At 72.9% G+C, this 15,765-nt stretch carries 11 protein-coding genes and 1 pseudogene; 2 read left to right on the forward strand and 10 right to left on the reverse strand.

Annotated elements, in window-relative coordinates; all coding sequences use genetic code 11:
• Window positions 1-570: 570 nt before the first annotated feature.
• Together AB0E05_RS22030 and AB0E05_RS22035 are read left to right on the forward strand one after the other, a co-directional pair.
• Window positions 571-2,085: pseudogene (locus AB0E05_RS22030) on the forward strand (SpoIIE family protein phosphatase); the annotation flags it as partial.
• Between the two features lie 95 nt (window positions 2,086-2,180).
• Window positions 2,181-3,035 carry an SMP-30/gluconolactonase/LRE family protein gene (locus AB0E05_RS22035; RefSeq protein ID WP_361965988.1) on the forward strand — a complete coding sequence of 285 codons (855 nt, stop codon included), beginning with the start codon at window positions 2,181-2,183 and terminating at the stop codon, window positions 3,033-3,035.
• Window positions 3,036-3,047: 12 nt separating this feature from the next.
• On the opposite strand, the gene AB0E05_RS22040 is transcribed toward AB0E05_RS22035, so the two are convergent.
• From AB0E05_RS22040 to AB0E05_RS22085, 10 genes are all read right to left on the reverse strand, one after another.
• Window positions 3,048-3,899 carry a fumarylacetoacetate hydrolase family protein gene (locus AB0E05_RS22040; protein ID WP_361965990.1) on the reverse strand — a complete coding sequence of 284 codons (852 nt, stop codon included), beginning with the start codon at window positions 3,897-3,899 and terminating at the stop codon, window positions 3,048-3,050.
• A 73-nt stretch (window positions 3,900-3,972) separates the two neighbouring features.
• Window positions 3,973-5,001, reverse strand: a complete 1,029-nt coding sequence (locus AB0E05_RS22045) for a hydroxyacid dehydrogenase (protein ID WP_361965992.1) — start codon at window positions 4,999-5,001, stop codon at window positions 3,973-3,975.
• On the reverse strand, window positions 4,985-6,070 hold the full coding sequence (locus AB0E05_RS22050; RefSeq protein WP_361965994.1) for a dihydrodipicolinate synthase family protein: 1,086 nt from the start codon (window positions 6,068-6,070) through the stop codon (window positions 4,985-4,987). Before AB0E05_RS22050 ends, AB0E05_RS22045 begins: the two co-directional genes overlap by 17 nt.
• 6 nt (window positions 6,071-6,076) lie before the next feature.
• Window positions 6,077-7,147: an NAD-dependent epimerase/dehydratase family protein gene (locus AB0E05_RS22055; protein WP_361965996.1), complete on the reverse strand. Its 1,071-nt coding sequence runs from the start codon at window positions 7,145-7,147 to the stop codon at window positions 6,077-6,079.
• Between the two features lie 5 nt (window positions 7,148-7,152).
• Window positions 7,153-8,118 (reverse strand): carbohydrate ABC transporter permease, encoded by a 966-nt coding sequence (locus tag AB0E05_RS22060; RefSeq protein ID WP_361965998.1) that lies wholly within the window; start codon window positions 8,116-8,118, stop codon window positions 7,153-7,155.
• Window positions 8,119-8,120: 2 nt separating this feature from the next.
• Window positions 8,121-9,029, reverse strand: a complete 909-nt coding sequence (locus AB0E05_RS22065) for a sugar ABC transporter permease (protein ID WP_361966000.1) — start codon at window positions 9,027-9,029, stop codon at window positions 8,121-8,123.
• 84 nt (window positions 9,030-9,113) lie between these two features.
• Complete coding sequence (locus AB0E05_RS22070; RefSeq protein WP_361966002.1) at window positions 9,114-10,361, reverse strand: extracellular solute-binding protein; 1,248 nt, start codon at window positions 10,359-10,361, stop codon at window positions 9,114-9,116.
• A gap of 56 nt (window positions 10,362-10,417) precedes the next feature.
• Complete coding sequence (locus AB0E05_RS22075) at window positions 10,418-11,743, reverse strand: Gfo/Idh/MocA family oxidoreductase (RefSeq protein WP_361966004.1); 1,326 nt, start codon at window positions 11,741-11,743, stop codon at window positions 10,418-10,420.
• A 115-nt stretch (window positions 11,744-11,858) separates the two neighbouring features.
• Complete coding sequence (locus AB0E05_RS22080; RefSeq protein WP_361966134.1) at window positions 11,859-13,682, reverse strand: peptidase C14; 1,824 nt, start codon at window positions 13,680-13,682, stop codon at window positions 11,859-11,861.
• 1,196 nt (window positions 13,683-14,878) lie between these two features.
• Entirely contained in the window at window positions 14,879-15,724 is an 846-nt protein-coding gene (locus tag AB0E05_RS22085) for an IclR family transcriptional regulator (RefSeq protein WP_361966006.1), read from the reverse strand.
• Window positions 15,725-15,765: the final 41 nt, after the last annotated feature.

Raw genomic sequence — 15,765 nt, forward strand, 5'->3', positions numbered from 1 at the left:
CTGCCGGACGAGGCGAAGGCCGCGGAGTGTCGCGGGGAGGCACGTCGCCTGTGGGACGCGGCGCGCGCCGCGCCCACGCCCCTGCTGCCCCAAGACGCCGTCCCTGCCCGCGATCTCGTGGCGGTCCAACAGCGCACCATCGCCGCGCTGGAGGAACTGTCCCGGGTGCGCCAGGCGTACGAGACCAGTGAACGGGCGCGCGCCCAGGCCCTCCAGATGGCCATGCTCCTCTTCGGCATGCTGGGACAGGCCCAGGAGCGCGTTGCCGAGCTGACCCGCCGACTCGACGCGCTCGCGGCGACCGTGCCGCAGCCCGCGGAGCTCGCCACCACCCGCAACCAACTCGGCCGCGCCCAGGGCCAGGAGGCCGATCTGCGCGGGCAGCTCGAACGCGCCGAGGCGGAACGCGACCGCGCCCAGCGCCTCGCCGACCACGCCGCGCGCCGCATCCAGGAGTTGGAGGCACAACTGCGCGCCGGTCGCGGCGCACCGACCCAGTCGAGCGGCACCCTCGCCCTGCCGGACGTCGCCGACGGCAGCGGCGACGAAGCGCTCGACGAGGTCGACCAGGTGCTGGAGAAGGCCAGGGAGGTCCTGGACCGCCAGCACGAGGCGGTGCAGAACGCCGCGGACGACCTAGGGTGGCAGGGCACGGCTGGGGCTGTGGGCGACGGGGCGACCCGCGTCATCCGCGACGGACGCGTGGAAGCGGGGTTGTCCCGGACAACGCCGGACAACTCGCTGACCGCCGGGGCGACGTCCGACACCGTCAGGTTCCTGGGGTCGGCAACGAGGCGGATCTCCCGTGGGATCGACCTCGACGAGATCGTGCTGGGCCTGTGCCGGGCCACGGTGCCGACCTTCTCGGACGCGATCCTGGTCTATCTGCGCGACCCCCTGCCGGTGGGCGACGAGCGCCCTGTCTCGCCGTTCCTGCTGCGCCTGCGCCGCACCGACCGGCGGCGTGCCACGGCGGAGAAGCGGGGGTCCGTCGGGACGGACCTGCTCCCCTTCGTCGAGCAGCAGGAGGACGAGTTCGTCCCCCTGATCGAGCAGTGCGAGGTCCGTTCCGGGAGCGCGCTCTCGGAGGTGCTGCGCGGGGTGCGGCCCGTCTTCGGCGACGGCGCTTCGGTGCGGGACCGTGATGCCCTGGTGGAACTGGCCGGCTCGGGACCGGACGTGCGGAACCGGCACCGCGTGATCCTGGCACCGCTGCGCGGGCGGCGCCGGGTGATCGGTGCTGCCGTCTTCCTGCGCCGCCCCGACCGGCCCGCGTTCGAGCCGAACGACCTGCTCGTGGCGGCCCAACTCGCCACGCACACGGCCCTGGGCATCGACAAGGCGGTGCTGTACGGGCGCGAGGCGTACGTTGCGGACGAACTCCAGCGCACCATGCTGCCGGACTCCCTGCCGCAGCCGACCGGGGTCAAGCTGGCCTCGCGCTATCTGGCCGCGTCGGAGACGGCGCGGGTCGGCGGCGACTGGTACGACGCGATCCCGCTGCCCGGCAGCCGCGTCGCCCTCGTCGTCGGCGACGTCATGGGCCACTCCATGACCTCCGCCGCGATCATGGGCCAGCTTGGCACCACGGCGCAGACGCTCGCCGGGCTCGACCTGCCGCCGCAGGAGGTCCTGCACCGCCTGGACGAGCAGGCCCAGCGCCTGGGCACGGACCGGATGGCGACCTGCATGTACGCGGTGTACGACCCGGTCTCGCACCGGATCACCATCGCCAACGCCGGCCACCCGCCGCCCATCCTGCTCCACCTCGGCGGCCGGGCAGAAGTCCTGCGCGTACCGCCCGGTGCCCCGATCGGCGTCGGCGGCGTGGACTTCGAGGCCGTCGAACTCGACGCCCCGGCCGGCGCCACCCTCCTGCTCTACACGGACGGGCTGGTGGAGTCCCGGCTGCGGGACGTGTGGACCGGCATCGAGCAGGTGCGGAAGGTCATGCACGTCCTCGGCCGGCTGAGCGGCGCCGACCAAGCGCCGCCGCTGGAAGCGCTGTGCGACACCGTCCTCGACGAACTGCTCGGCGCCGGCGACCGGGACGACGACGTCGCGCTCCTCGGGGCCCGCTTCGAGGCGTGAACGGGCTCCGCACCGTCGCCCGGCCATTCGATACGATCGCGCCACCGTGGCGGAAACGGCCCAGACGGGCCCGTGGGAAAGGGGCGGCCGTGCGGGCCGAGCAGTGGAGCGGGGTCGTCACCCACCACGGGGAGGGCCCGGGCTGGGACCCGTGCGCCGGGCGGCTGCGGGTCGTCGACCAGATCGCCGGGGACCTCGTGACCTTCGCCGGCGACGGCACCGTGGCCGAGCGCCGGCACGTCGGGGACGTCCTCGCGGCCTGGCGGCCCCGCAGCGCCGGCGGACTCGTCGTCGCGGTGGAACGCGGCTTCGCCGTACTCGCGCCGGACGGCGCGGTCACGGCCGGTCCCGAGCTGTGGCGCGACCCCACCGTGCGGATGAACGACGGTGCGTGCGGCCCCGACGGCGCGTTCTACTGCGGCAGCATGGCCTACGACGCCCGGCCCGGCGCCGCCGACGTGCACCGGCTCGCGCCCGACGGGACCACCTCCGTCGTCCACACCGGCGCCACCATCTCCAACGGTCTCGTCTGGGCGGCCGACGGCGCCTTCGCGTACTACGTCGACACCGCCACCGGCTGCGTCGCCAAGGTCACCGTCGAGCCGTCGACGGGACGCTTCGACGCCGTGGCGCCGTGGGTCACGATCGCGGCGCACCACGGCGCCCCCGACGGCATCGCGCTCGATGCCGAAGGGGGCGTGTGGGTCGCGCTCTGGGGCGGCTCGGCCGTCCACCGCTACACGGCGGACGGCCGCTTGGACGCCGTCGTCGAGGTGAACGCCCGTCAGGTCACCGCCTGCGCCTTCGGCGGTGCCGACGGCTCCACGCTGTACGTCACCACGTCCCGGCAGGGGCTTCCCGACGACCAGGACCCGGCGGCGGGCGCGGTGTTCACCGTGCGCCCGGGCGTCACCGGCCGTCCGCTGCTGCCGTACGCGGGCTGAGACGGCCCGGGCTCAGGCGTCCACGAGACGGTTGCGGTGGCGGCCCAGGCCCTCGATCTCCAGCTCCATCACGTCACCCGCGCGCAGATAGGGGAAGCGGCCGGAGAGCGCGACGCCCTGCGGGGTGCCGGTGTTCACCAGGTCGCCCGGGTCCAGGGCGACGTACTGCGACAGATGGCGCACGATCTCGGCGACCGTGAAGATCATGTCCGCGGAGGTGGAGTCCTGCCGCGGCTCCCCGTTCACCCAGGACCGCAGCCGCAGCGCTTGCGGGTCGCCGACCTCGTCCGCCGTGACCAGCCAGGGGCCGAGCGGATTGAACGTGGGGGAGATCTTCCCCTTGGACCACTGGCCGCCGGCGGCGCCGAGTTGCACCGCCCGCTCCGAGACGTCGTTGCTCAGGACGTAACCAGCGACGTACGCGAGGGGGTCCTCGTCCGGGGTCAGCCGGTGCGCCCGACACCCGATCACCACCCCCAACTCGACCTCCCAGTCCGTCTGCTCGAAGCCCGCCGGGATCAGGACGTCGTCCTCGGGCCCGGCCAGCGAGTTCGGCCCCTTGTAGAAGAGGATCGGCTCGGCCGGCGGCTCGGCGCCCGACTCGGCCGCGTGGGCCGCGTAGTTCTGGCCGATGCACAGCACCGCGCCGGGGCGGGCGATCGGCGGCGCCACCCGCACTCCGCCCACCTCGATCGGCGGCAGGGCGCCGGCGCGGTGCGCCGCCGCCACCCGGGCCGGGCCGTCCGCGGCGAAGAACTCGGGGGTGAGGTCGTCGGTCAGCGCGGACAGGTCGTAGTGCCGGCCGTCCGCGTCGCGCAGGACGGGCCGTTCGCTGCCGGCCGCGCCGACACGCATCAATCGCATGGTGTTCCGTTCGTTCCACTCGGGGATGTGCAGGAAGGCAGGAAGCCAGGAATGCAGGAAGGGGAGGGGCCGGTCACTCGACCCGGGTCAGCGACTCGGGGCCGACCGCGTGCAGAAGGCGCCGCCCGCCGAGGAAGCGCTCGACCTCGTCGACGGTGCTGTCGCCGAGCGCCCACCGGCCCTGGACCGTGGCCGCCGCCTGGTGGGGCGTGAGCAGGACGTTCGCAAGACCCCGCCACGGGTGGTCCAGCGGCAGCGGCTCCTGGTCGAACACGTCGAGCGCCGCGTCGAGCCGCCCGCTGCGCACCTCGGCGAGGAGCGCGGACTCGTCGACCAGCCAGGAGCGGGCGGTGTTCACCAGCCCCGCGCCGTCGGGCATCAGGGCCAGTTCACGGGCGCCCAGCAGATGCCGGGTCTCCGGCAGCGCCGGAGCGTGCACCGCGACGATCCGACTGGTGCGCACCACCTCGGCCAGCGGCGCGACGGACACGCCCAGTCGGCGGGCCTCGTCCGCCGTGAGGTACGGGTCGTACGCCGACACCCGCGCGCCCAGGGCCCGTACCAGTGCGATGTACGCCCGGCCGGTCCGGGACGCGCCGATCACCCCGATCGGACAGGCGCGGATCTCGTGCCGCGGCGGGGCCTCGCTCGCCACGGCCCACTCCGCCCCGCCACGCAGGGCGTGGTCGAAGCGGTGCACCCGGTGCAGCAGGCTGAGGGTGAAGGTCAGTGCGACCTCGGCGACCGGCGGGCCCATCGCCGCACCCGCCTGGGTGACCTGGACGCCGCGGTCGAAGACGTCCCGGGTGACGAACCGGCTGACCGCGCCGCCGGTGTGCGCGACGAGCCCCAACGCATCGGCCGACGCGAGTAGTTCGGCGTCCAGGACGGGCGCGCCCCACGCCGTCACCAGCACGTGGGCGCCGTCCAGCGCGGCGGCCACGGCCGCCCGGTCGTCGTGCGCGTCCACCACGGTGACCTGCGCGAGCGAGCTCAGCCGGCGCCAGGCGTCCGCGGTGAAGAACTCCGCCCGCAGCCGCGGCGGCACCGCGACCACGATCCGCCGCGCCCCGGGCGCCGACCTGTCAGCGGAGCCAGTCATCGAGGTGCTCCCGCACGAAGTCGTCGTCGGTGAGCCAGGGGTACGCGGCGCCGACGCGCGCGATCTCCTCGGCCTGGCCGGGCGAGAGCCGCTCGTCGGGGCTCAGGCACCAGGTCCCCGCGAGCAGCCCCTGCGCCCGCAGCACCTCGTGGACGCCGGCGATGCAGCCGCGGAAGGCGTTGGCGACGTCGAACACGGCCGCGTTCGCCTCGCTGAGTTGGGGCGCGCGCCGCAGCAGGTCCGTGGTGAGGGCGTGGTCACCGGCGCGGGCGGCCCGCACCTCGTCGAAGAGGTGCACCGCGGCCCGGGTCCACACCGCCCACTGGCCGAGCAGCCCGCCGGCGAACCAGCGCAGCCCGCGCGCGGTGCGGTAGGGGGTGAGCAGGTCCTGGATGATGGCGTCGTCGTTGCCGGTGTAGAGCGCGACCTCCTCCGCCCGGTCGGAGGCGGCGACGGCCGCGATGACCTCGGCGGTGCGGTAGCGGTCGAAGGGCGCCGTCTTGATGGCGACCACGGAGGGGATGTCGGCGAGCGCCCGCCAGTAGTCGGGGGACAGATGGCGGCCCCCGACGGCGTCCTGGAGGTAGAAGCCGATCACCGGCAGCACCTCGCCGACCGCGCGGGTGCGCTCCAGCAGCCCGGCCTCGTCCGCGCCGGGGACGGCGGGGCTCAGCAGGACGGCGTCGTATCCGAGGGACGCGGCGAGTTCGGCCTCGGCGACCGCCTGCGCGGTGTAGCCGCAGGCACCGGCGACCTTGACGACCGGCCGGCCGCCGGGCTCCGCCGCGCCGTGGGCGCCGATCTCCTCGGCGGCCAACTCCAGCACCGGGCGCAGCAGTCCGACGGCGGGTTCGCGGATCTCGAACTGGGTGGTGTGCACGCCGACCGCGATGCCACCGGCGCCCGAGGCGAGGTAGTAGCGGGTCAGGGCGCGCTGCCGGCGCTCGTCGAGGCGGCGCTCGGCGTCCAGCGCCAGCGGATGGGCGGGGACGACCGTGCCCGCGGCGAGCACGTCGAGCGGGCCGGGGGCGGCGGGCGCGGACGTGGGGGAGGACGTGGGGGTGGACACGGTGCGTCAGAACCTTCCGTCGCGGACCTGGAACTTGGTGGGCTTGCCGGATAGTGGATGGCCGCGCCGGATCCACTCCGCCTGCCAGGACACCAGGGTCCGCAGCGACAGGGCGGGGTAGCCGAACAGGGCGTGGCACAGGGAGGAGTCGGACAGCAGAGCGGTGCCCGACTCCTCGCCCGCGAACAGCGCCGGGCGGTCGAACTCCGCGGCGAAGAGCTGCGCCAGCCGGCGTACGGACGCGGTCTCGGGGCCGCTGAGGTTCAGCGTGAAGGGGGTCTCCCCACCGGACGCGTGGGCGAGCGCGCGCAGCGCGACCTCGTTGGCGTACCCCTGCCACACCGCGTTGAGGTGCCCGGTCGTCAGATCGACGGGGGCGCCGGAGTGCACCGCGGTCGCGATGTCCGCGAGGACGCCGTACCGCAGGTCGACGGCGTAGTTGAGGCGGATCACCGCGAGCCGCAGCCCGTGCTCGGCCGCGTGGTAGCCGAAGACCCGCTCCCGGCCGAGGCAGGACATCGCGTACTCGCCGACCGGCGCCACCGCGTCCTCCTCGGTGCTGCCGGCGGAGGCCGTGGACACCAGCGGGTAGACGTTGCCGGTGGAGAACGCGGAGATCCGGGCGGTGCGGTAGCGGCGCGCGACCCGGTCCGGCAGGGCTGAGTTCACCGCCCACGCGTGCGTCGGACTGCCCGCCGAGCCGAACTTGGCGCCGACCATGAAGACCACGTTGCCCGCGTCCGGCAGGGTCGCCGGGTCGCCGTCGAGCAGGTCGAAGGGGACGGGCGCGACCCCGTCGGCGGCCAGCCGGTCGGCGGCGGCGCGGTCCGTCCAGCGGGAGACCGCGTGCACGGTCAGGTCGCTGCGGCCGGCCGCGTCCAGGGCGCGCCGGGCCAGCCGGGCCAGGCTCGGCCCCATCTTGCCGCCGGCGCCGAGGATCACCAGGTCCCCGTCGAGGTCGGCGAGGTCGGCGACGAGCCCGGGGGAGGGGGCGGCGAGCAGCGCTTCGAGGGCGTCCTGTCCGTCCGGGAACACCGGCGGGGCGGACGGCGGAGTGTGCGTGGGTGAGATTGGCATGGGCGTCATCCCTTGACTGCGGAGCCGGTGATGCCTTCGGTGAAGTACCGCTGACCCACGAGGTAGGCGCTGAAGATCGGCACGAACGCGACGACGGAACCGGCGAGGACCTGGTTGAGCGGCACCTGTTGCTGCTGGAGCGAGGCGATGCCGACGGTGAGCGTGCGCATCTCCGTGCTCTGGCCGATGACCAGCGGCCACATGAAGTCGTTCCAGTGCCACAGGAAGACGAAGGTGCCGAGGGTGGCGAGGATCGGTTTGAGCAGCGGCAGCACGATGCGGAAGAAGATCTGGAGCTCGCTCGCGCCGTCGAGCCGCGCCGCTTCGAAGAGTTCGTCGGGCAGTCCGAGGATGAACTGCCGCATCAGGAACACCGCTTGGGCGTTGGCGAGGGTGGGGACGATCAGACCCCAGTAGCTGTCCACCCCGCCGAGCTTCGCGATGAGGATGAAGGTCGGGATCATCGTGACGTGGTACGGGACCATCACCATCGACAGGAACGACCAGAACATCGCCTCCCGGCCGGGGAAGCGCTTCTTCGCGAAGGCGTAGCCGGCGAGCGCCGCCAGCAGCAGCGTGCCCACCACGGACACCAGCGAGTACACGAGGGTGTTGAACAGCCAGCGCGGCACGTCCTGCGAGCCGAGGACGTCGCCGTAACTGCCGCCGTCCAGGGGCCACGGGAGCAGGCTGCCGGGCAGGTCGACCGCGCCCTCCGGCTTCAGCGACAGCACGACCATCGCGTAGAACGGGAAGAGGGTGACGACCGAGGCCAGCGCCAGCAGCACGCCGCGCACCAGCTTCCCCCGGGTGCGCATGCGCAGGGCGCTCGGCAGGGTGTCCCGCTCCCGGGGCTCGCGCCGGCGCCGGGGGGCGGTCTTCGTCGGGGCGGTCGTCGCGGTGGTGACGGCGCCGGTGGGACGGGGCGCGGCGGCCACGGTGCTCTTTGTGGTCTCGGTGGTGTCGCTCACGGTCACTGCTCCTTTCCGATGACCAGCCGCTGGATCCCGGCCACCACGAGCGTGAGGACGAACAGGACGCAGCCGATGGCGCTGGCGTAGCCGAGGTCGAAGTACTTGAAGCCGGCGTCGTACAGCTGGAAGACCAGGCTGTAGCTGGAGTTCGCGGGCCCGCCGCCGGTCATCATGTAGACGGCGTCGAAGACCTGGAAGCTGGCGGTGGTCTCGATCACGGCCAGGAAGAAGAAGGAGCCCTTCAACTGAGGGGCCACGATGTACCGGAAGCGCTGCCAGGGGCCCGCGCCGTCCATCAGCGCCGCTTCCTCCAACTCCCGCGGCACCTCCTGGAGCCGGGCGAGCAGGATCAGCATGCCGTAGCCGCAGCGCGACCAGACGCCGACGATCGCGATCGCGGGCAGCACCAGTGCGGAGTCGGTGAGCCAGGACTGGTCGGGCAGGCCCAGCCACCCCATCACCGTGGACCACGGCCCGTCGGTGGAGAAGATCCAGATGAACACCGTGGACGCCAGGATCAGGCTGGTGACCACGGGCAGGAAGAACACCGAGCGGAAGAGCTTGGAGCCCAGGAAGGCGCGCCGGGTCAGCAGCGCCAGCCCGAGGGAGAGCCCGATGGTGACGGGCACCGCCATCACGGTGTACAGGACGGTCACCTTCAGGGCCGACCAGAACACCGGGTCGTCCATCAGGCGCTGGAAGTTCTCCAGGCCGGTGAAGCTGGTCTCGGCGCCGAGGGTGTAGTCGGTGAAGCCGAGAAGGAGGCCCGCCGCCGCGGGCCCGAAGCGGAAGGCGAGGAAGACCAGGAGCGCGGGCAGGACGAACAGCAGCCCGATCCGCGCCTCCCGTCGGGCATGCGGCCCGCGGCGGACCTTGGTCGTGCGGGGTCGTTCCGCGACTGCGGCCACGGGACCTCCTTCGTACGGCGGTGCGATGGGACAGGGGTGGACGGGACGGTCAGGACGGGGGCGTCACGGGCACGGCGGCGCAGGTCAGCGCTTGCGGGCGATGAGCTGGTCCGCCGCCTTGGCCGCCGCGTCGAGGGCGGCCTTGGGGCTCTTCTGGCCCAGCAGCGCGCCCTGGATCTCCGGGGCGAGCACGCCCATCACGTCCCGCGCGGCCTTGTTCAGCGGCCCGACCTGGGTGGTGTCCAGCACCTTCGCGGTCTCCTGCTGCTGCGCGTCGGTCGGGTACAGGTCGGCGGCGGTGGTGCGCGGCGGGAAGTAGCCCATGGGCTTCTGGAGCCCCGCGCTGTTCTTCTCCTGGGAGACGAAGGAGACCCACTTGCCGGCGGCGGAGGTGTTGCCGCCCTTGAAGACGGCGAGGGTGCCCACCGTGCCGTACGCGACCTGGGCGTCGGCCTTCAGCGCCGGACGCACCACGATGTTCTCCTTGCCCCAGAAGGGCTCCACCTCGGAGGCGGAGTTCTGCCAGGTGCAGGCGACCTTGTTCTTCGCCAGGTCGGTCTGCTCCATCTTCGGCGTGGTGGTGACCAGGTCCTTCGGCGCCCAGCCCGCGTCGATGAAGGTCTTCAGCCAGGTCAGCGCCTTGACGCCGGCGTCGCTGTTGAAGGCGGCCTTCTTGCCGTCCGCGGCGAAGACGTCCCCGCCGGCCTGCCACAGCAGCGGGTAGAAGGTCATGTTCAGCGTGGCGGTGGTGTCGCCGCTGTAGCTGGTGGCGTAGTACCCCTTGGACTTGAGCTGCGGCGCGAGCGCGCTCAGCTCCTCCCAGGTCGTCGGGTACTTGTCCGCCAGGCCCGCGCCCTCGAACACCTTCTTGTTGCAGAGCAGCGGATACGCCGACATCAGCACCGGCGTGGCCATCGGGGTGTCGTCGACGGTGACCGCCTTCAGCGCGGCGGGGCGCAGCGCGTCGCGGTCCGCCTTTGACAGGTAGTCGTTCGCCGGGACCAGGTTGCGCTGGTAGGCGGCGAGCTGGTCCGGGATCAGATACGCCACGTCCGGGCCCTTGTTGGCGGCCAGCGCGGTGGCGAGGGCGGTGTCCCGGTTCGCCCACGGGTAGGTGGACACCTTCACCTTGACGTCCGGGTTCTCCTTCTGGAACGCCTTCACCATGCCGTCCCAGTACGCCTGGTTGGCCTTCTCGTCGGCGATGACCGGGTAGACCCAGGTGTTGACGGTGCCGCCGCCGGAGCCGGAGTCGCCGGAGCCGCAGGCGGTGAGCCCGACGACGGTGGCGAGGGCGAAGGAGGTGCACGCCAGCGTTCTGCTGATTCTCATGGTGTTCGATCTCCTGATGAGGGTGTCTGGGAAAGTTCGGGGGGCGGCCGGGCCGCTCAGTGCTCGGGGACGCGCTCGACGGTGCCGAGGTGCCGGGAGCGTTCCGCGGCGAAGGCGGCGAGGTGGCTGCTCAGGGACTCGGCCGGGCCGGACCGGATGAAGGAGCGGTCCCCGGTGGCGAGCGCGGCGACGAAGGACGCGATCAGGACGGTGTCGCCGCCGCCGTGCCCGTCCGCCGCGTTGGAGCCGGTGGCGGCCGTCTCGTGCACGGTCACGCTGTCGTCGCGGAAGTCGTGGACGGTGACGCGTTCCCCGTCGCCGCGCAGCCAGCCGTGGCTGCCGAAGATCCGGGTCTGCCGGTGCGTCTGCTCGGTGAACGCGGTCATGGTGAACGTGCCGGTCAGTCCGCCCGTCAGCTGCATCGCCACGACCTGGTTGTCGACCACGTCGTTGTCGGTGCGGTACACACAGCGGCCGTACGGGCCCGAGCGCAGCGCCTCGGTCAGCACCGCCTCGTCCGCGGGCCCCGCGGCCCGGTCCGTGACGTGGCTGACGGGCCACTGGCCCCCGGTGCGGCGCAGCGCGGGGTAGTACAGCTTGCGGGCCGAGTAGGGGCAGTCGGTCTCGACGCCCGCCGGGCAGGTCAGACAGTTGTCGGTGGAGCCCTCGGGCGCGTTCTCCGGACGGAAGTGGGCCAGCGAGCCGAAGCTGGCGACCGACTCGATCCGACGCCCCGTCACATAGGTGATCCAGTCCAGGTCGTGGCTGGACTTCGCGAGGATCATCGGGGACGACTCGTCCTGGCGCCGCCAGGGGCCCCGTACGTAACTGTGGGCGTAGTGCCACCAGCCGACCGGCTCCAGGTGCTCGATGCCGGTGAGGGTGCCGAGCACCCCGCTGTCGACCACGCCCTTCACCAGGTCGGTGTAGGGCGTGTAGCGCAGGACGTGGCAGACGGCGAAGGGCACGCCGGTCTCCCGTACGCCCGTCACCAGCGTGCGGCACTCCTCCTCGGTGGGCGCGAGCGGCTTCTCCGTCAAGATGGCGTAGCCCGCGCGGGCCAGCGCCAGGACGGGCTCGACGTGGTCCCGGTCCTGGGTGCAGACCATGACGGCGTCGGCGATCCGCCCCCCGGTGGGGGAGGGCGCGAGCAGCGCGCGCCAGTCGTCGTACGCGGCCACCGGTCCGACGGCGCGTTCGGCGGCCCGCGCACGGGCGCGCGGATCGGGGTCGGCCACGGCGGTCAGCCGGGCCCGGGCGGGGTGGTCGTGGATCCAGTCGGTGTAGGTCAGACCCCGGTTGCCCGCGCCGACGAGGGCGATCTGGACGGGCCGGTCCTCGGGGATCGGGCCGGCGAGGGGCGGGGTGGAGGCATCAGACATGGTCGGTCCCGGGTGTTCGGGGAGAACTCAGGCGGGCAGGGGGTACGGAGAAGGGGGGTAGGGAGAAGGGGGCGCGGGCACGGCGACCCGCGCCCCGGCACCAGGTCGTGACTCCCTAGCCGAGCAGCAGGTTTCCGGCCTCGTGTCGGATCCGGTCGCCCTCGGGCGGCATCGCGGTGCGTCTCGTGCCGTCCTCGACGCAACCGCTGTGCAGCAGGTGCCCGGAGCCCGCGAAGGCGCCGGCGGCCAGCTCCAGACGCCCTCCGGTGAAGGTGGAGTTCGACGCCTGGTAGCGGTTGGTGCCCTCGGTGATCTTCAGATGGGCGGTGCCGGAGACGGTGGTCTCGCCCTGGAAGCCGTCCAGTCGCCAGCTGACGGTGCGCTCGCCGCCGGTGCGGCCGAGCAGCACGCCGGCGCCGTTCGTCCCCGAGAAGCGCGCGCCGCCGTCGAGCCGGATCTCCTGGTCCTTGCCGGAGTTCAGGACGAAGCCGGTGTCGCGGTAACGGCCGCCGCTGACCGTGGTGGAGGGGTGCGCCAGCGAGCTGGGCGCGGACTTGTCGGACGCGCCGGTGAAGACGCAGCGGTCCAGCACCAGTTCACCGGTGCCCTTGAAGGCGGCGCCGTCGAGCCCGGTGAGGGTGACCCGCTCCAGATGGACGTCGGCGCTCACGTTCTCCTGGGTGACCACCGAGCCCTTGCCCTGGTGGAAGATGGAGTCGGCCACCACGTTGGCGCGCCGGGAGAGCTTGGACGCCTGAGTGATCACCAGGGGGCCGGATGCGGTGCAGCCGCGCATCTGCACCCCGTCGGCGTTCACCCAGATCATGCCGGAGCCGGACTGGGCGTTGCCGATGACCCGCAGGTCCTCCAGGGTGAGGTCGGTGACCTTCACCCGGGCCACGAACCAGGAGCACACGTGCTGGCGCACGGTGATCCGCTTCGCCGCGGAGCCCCAGGCGGCGCCCGAGTTGGCGAACGTCATCAGACCCGAGTTGCCGGTGTACACCAGGTCGTGCTCGAACTGGCCGTGGGTGACGAAGGGGCCCTGGTCGTCGCCGTCGCCGTGGCAGTTGGTGACGTAGCCGTAGGCCGAGGCCGTCCAGTCGTTGAGGTGGCGGGCGTTGGACGCGTGGCAGTCCTCGACGTGGCCGTACAGACAGTAGATCTGCTGGGTGAGGTAGCCGGCGCCGCCCCAGGTGACGGACGCGGGGTTGCGCAGCTGGCACTGGTAGGTGTGGAAGTAGGTGCACCAGCGGCGCATCACCACGGGCCAGAAGGTGTCCGTCGCGTCGATCCCGGACACGTCGCAGGAGACCGCGTACTCGTACGCGACGGGGTGGGAGCCGGTGTACTGGTCGCCGCCCTTCACGCCCTCGAAGACCATGTTGCGCACATGGGCGCGCTCCACGGGCTCGACGCGGGTCCAGCGGAAGGTGCGGCCGGCGGCCAGCTCCCAGCCGATCTTGTAGTTGACCCGGACGTGCGTTCCGTCGACCTTCTGGGTGATCTGGACGAGCCGCTGCACCTCGCGCTCGTACTTCCCGCCGCCCTTGACGCCGTCGATCTCCACGGCCCACCACTGGCCGACCTCGAAGGCGCCCGAGTCGGGCACCTCGAAGACGTCCGCGAGATCGGGCATCGGCGCCGACAGGGTGGCCGTGACCTTGGCGTCGGTGACCTTCCCCTGGAAGAGGAGGACCGCGCCGAAGGGGTTGTCGGCGGTGTTGCGCTCGATGCCGGTGGTACGGACCCGGTGGCCGCCGAAGTCCAGCTCGATCCCGGACCGGGCGAAGGTGTGCCGCCGGGTGAACAGCAGGTCCGTGTGCGCCTCGATCCGGTGCACGGAGTCGTCGTTCACCAGCGCGTCGAGCGCGGCGTCCGCGGGGGCGCCGTCGTCGAGGTGGCCGAAGGTGCGGAAGTCGACGACGCCCTCGTGCAACTGGAGCCAACGGCCGCGGGGGCCGGGGGCGGCGGGGGCGGCGGGGGCGAGCACGGTGCCGCCGTTGTGGGCGGCGGTGGACGAGGCGTCCCAACGGAGGGACGCCCCGCCGCCGTCGCCCGCGGTGCGGTAACCGGCGACGACGGCGACCTCGCCGTCCTCCAACTGCTTGGGCGAAAGGGCGCACAGGGAGGCCACGTCGGTGACGGCGCGGATCCGCGCCGCGCCCTTGGGGCCCTTGGCCTTGCCGGGCGCCGCGCCCGGCGCGGCGGTCGCGGTGGCGGTACCGGCCGCGGTGGCGGCGATGAGCAGCCCGCCGATGCCACCGGCGCGCAACAGATTGCGGCGCCCGGTGCCGTCGGGGGCGGCGGGGGTGTCGGGAGCGTCCGGAAGCGGACGCGCGAAGGGGCGGGGCACAGAGCTCACGGGGTCCTCAGCCTTCGAGAGGGTGGGCAAGTGAGGTGAGGGGGGTCCCGCGGCGAGAGCCGGAGCACCGGACGTACCGGTGCGTCACACAGGCGGATGGCTGAAAAGAGATGGTGATACGAGAGGGGGTGCGGTGGCCGGGGGAGCAGCCCCGGGGGATGGAACACCAGCGACCGTGGGGCGAGCAGTGTGATCCGCTCGACACGCCAGGAACTTAAACCGGCCGTGCGGAGTGGGTCAACCCTTCCGCTTGGCCGATTTCATCCGCCGTTCGCCCACGCCGGGTTGCCGGCCGGCGCCCCGTCTGCGGCGCATCCCGCCCCTGCGGCCCTGGCCGGAGCCCCTGCGAAGCCTCGCCCTCCGCGGCCCGCCGCGCAGTCCCGCGCCCTACGCCCAGAGGGCGTGGGGGGACCCCAACGCCCCTAAAAACTCCGCGCCGTAACCCTGCGGGTGTGCAGTTCCCTGCGGGCCGGTGGTGGGTTGTTCGTGCAGTTCCGCCCCCTGCGCCCTGAGGTCACGGGGGCACCCCCAGCGCCCCTGATGTGCTGACCCCCGCCAATCGTCTGCGGGTCAGGGGCAGGCTTTCAGGGGCGCTGGGGGTCCCCCCACGCCCTCTGGGCGTAGGGGGCGGAACTGCACGAACAACCCACCACCGGGCTGTGGTCGCCATGATTGCTTGGTCGTCCATGGCGGGACCGCGCACGCGTGCGAGCAACCACGCACGGGCCGTCCGCCGCGGGGCGCCGCAGACGCGCTCCCGGGCGCGCGGGTCAGGAAACGGGGGCGTAGCCCAAGGCGCGGCTGATGCGTTGCGCCGCGTCAGCCACCTCGCGTCCGATCTCCTGGAACCGCCAACTCGGCTGGTCCAGCTTCAGCCCCGTGACGCTGATCGCCCCCGCCGTCCCCCCGCGGTGGTCCCGCACCACGCTCCCCACGCAGAAGATGCCCTCCGCGTCCTCCTCGTCGTCCAGTGCGTACCCGGACATCCGGATGTCCCGCAGATGCGTGATCAGGGTCTCCTCGTCGGTGATCGTGCGGGAGGTGCGCCGGCGCAGCCCGGTGCGGGCGATCAGCGCGCGCGCCTCGTCCAGCGGCATCTCGGCGAGCAGCGCCTTGCCGAGTCCGGAGCAGTGCGGCAGCTCGCGCGTGCCCATCCGCAGGTCGAGCCGGGGCCCGTGCTCCAGGTCGACCTGGTCGATGACGACGGCGTGGCCCGCTTCGAGCACCGCCACTCGGGAGGCCATCCCGGTGGCCGCGGTCAGCTCGAGCAGCACCGGCCGGGCGACGTCCCGCAGCGAGACCTGGGAGCGGGCCCGGTCGCCCAGCCGGGCGAGGGCCATCCCGAGCCGGTAGCGGCGGTGCATGCCCTCGCCCTCGTCGGCGACCAGACCGTAGTGGCGCAGCGTCTGGAGGATGCCGAAGGCGGCGCTCTTGGAGATCCCGCACGCCTGGCCGACCTCGGTGACGCTCATGCCGTTCCCGGGCCCCCGGGTGGCGAGCGCCTCCAGGATCTCGGCGCCCCGCCCGACGGTCTTCACCCAGTACTTGGCGCGCTCGGCGGCCTCGGCCCCGGCGCCCGCCGTGCCGACCTGTTCCTCGCTCTGACTGTTCTGCATATCCGAACAGGATAGTGCGATCGCGGGGTGTGCGGTGGCGA

The sequence above is a fragment of the Streptomyces sp. NPDC048057 genome, assembly GCF_040653095.1.
Taxonomy (GTDB): Bacteria; Actinomycetota; Actinomycetes; order Streptomycetales; family Streptomycetaceae; genus Streptomyces.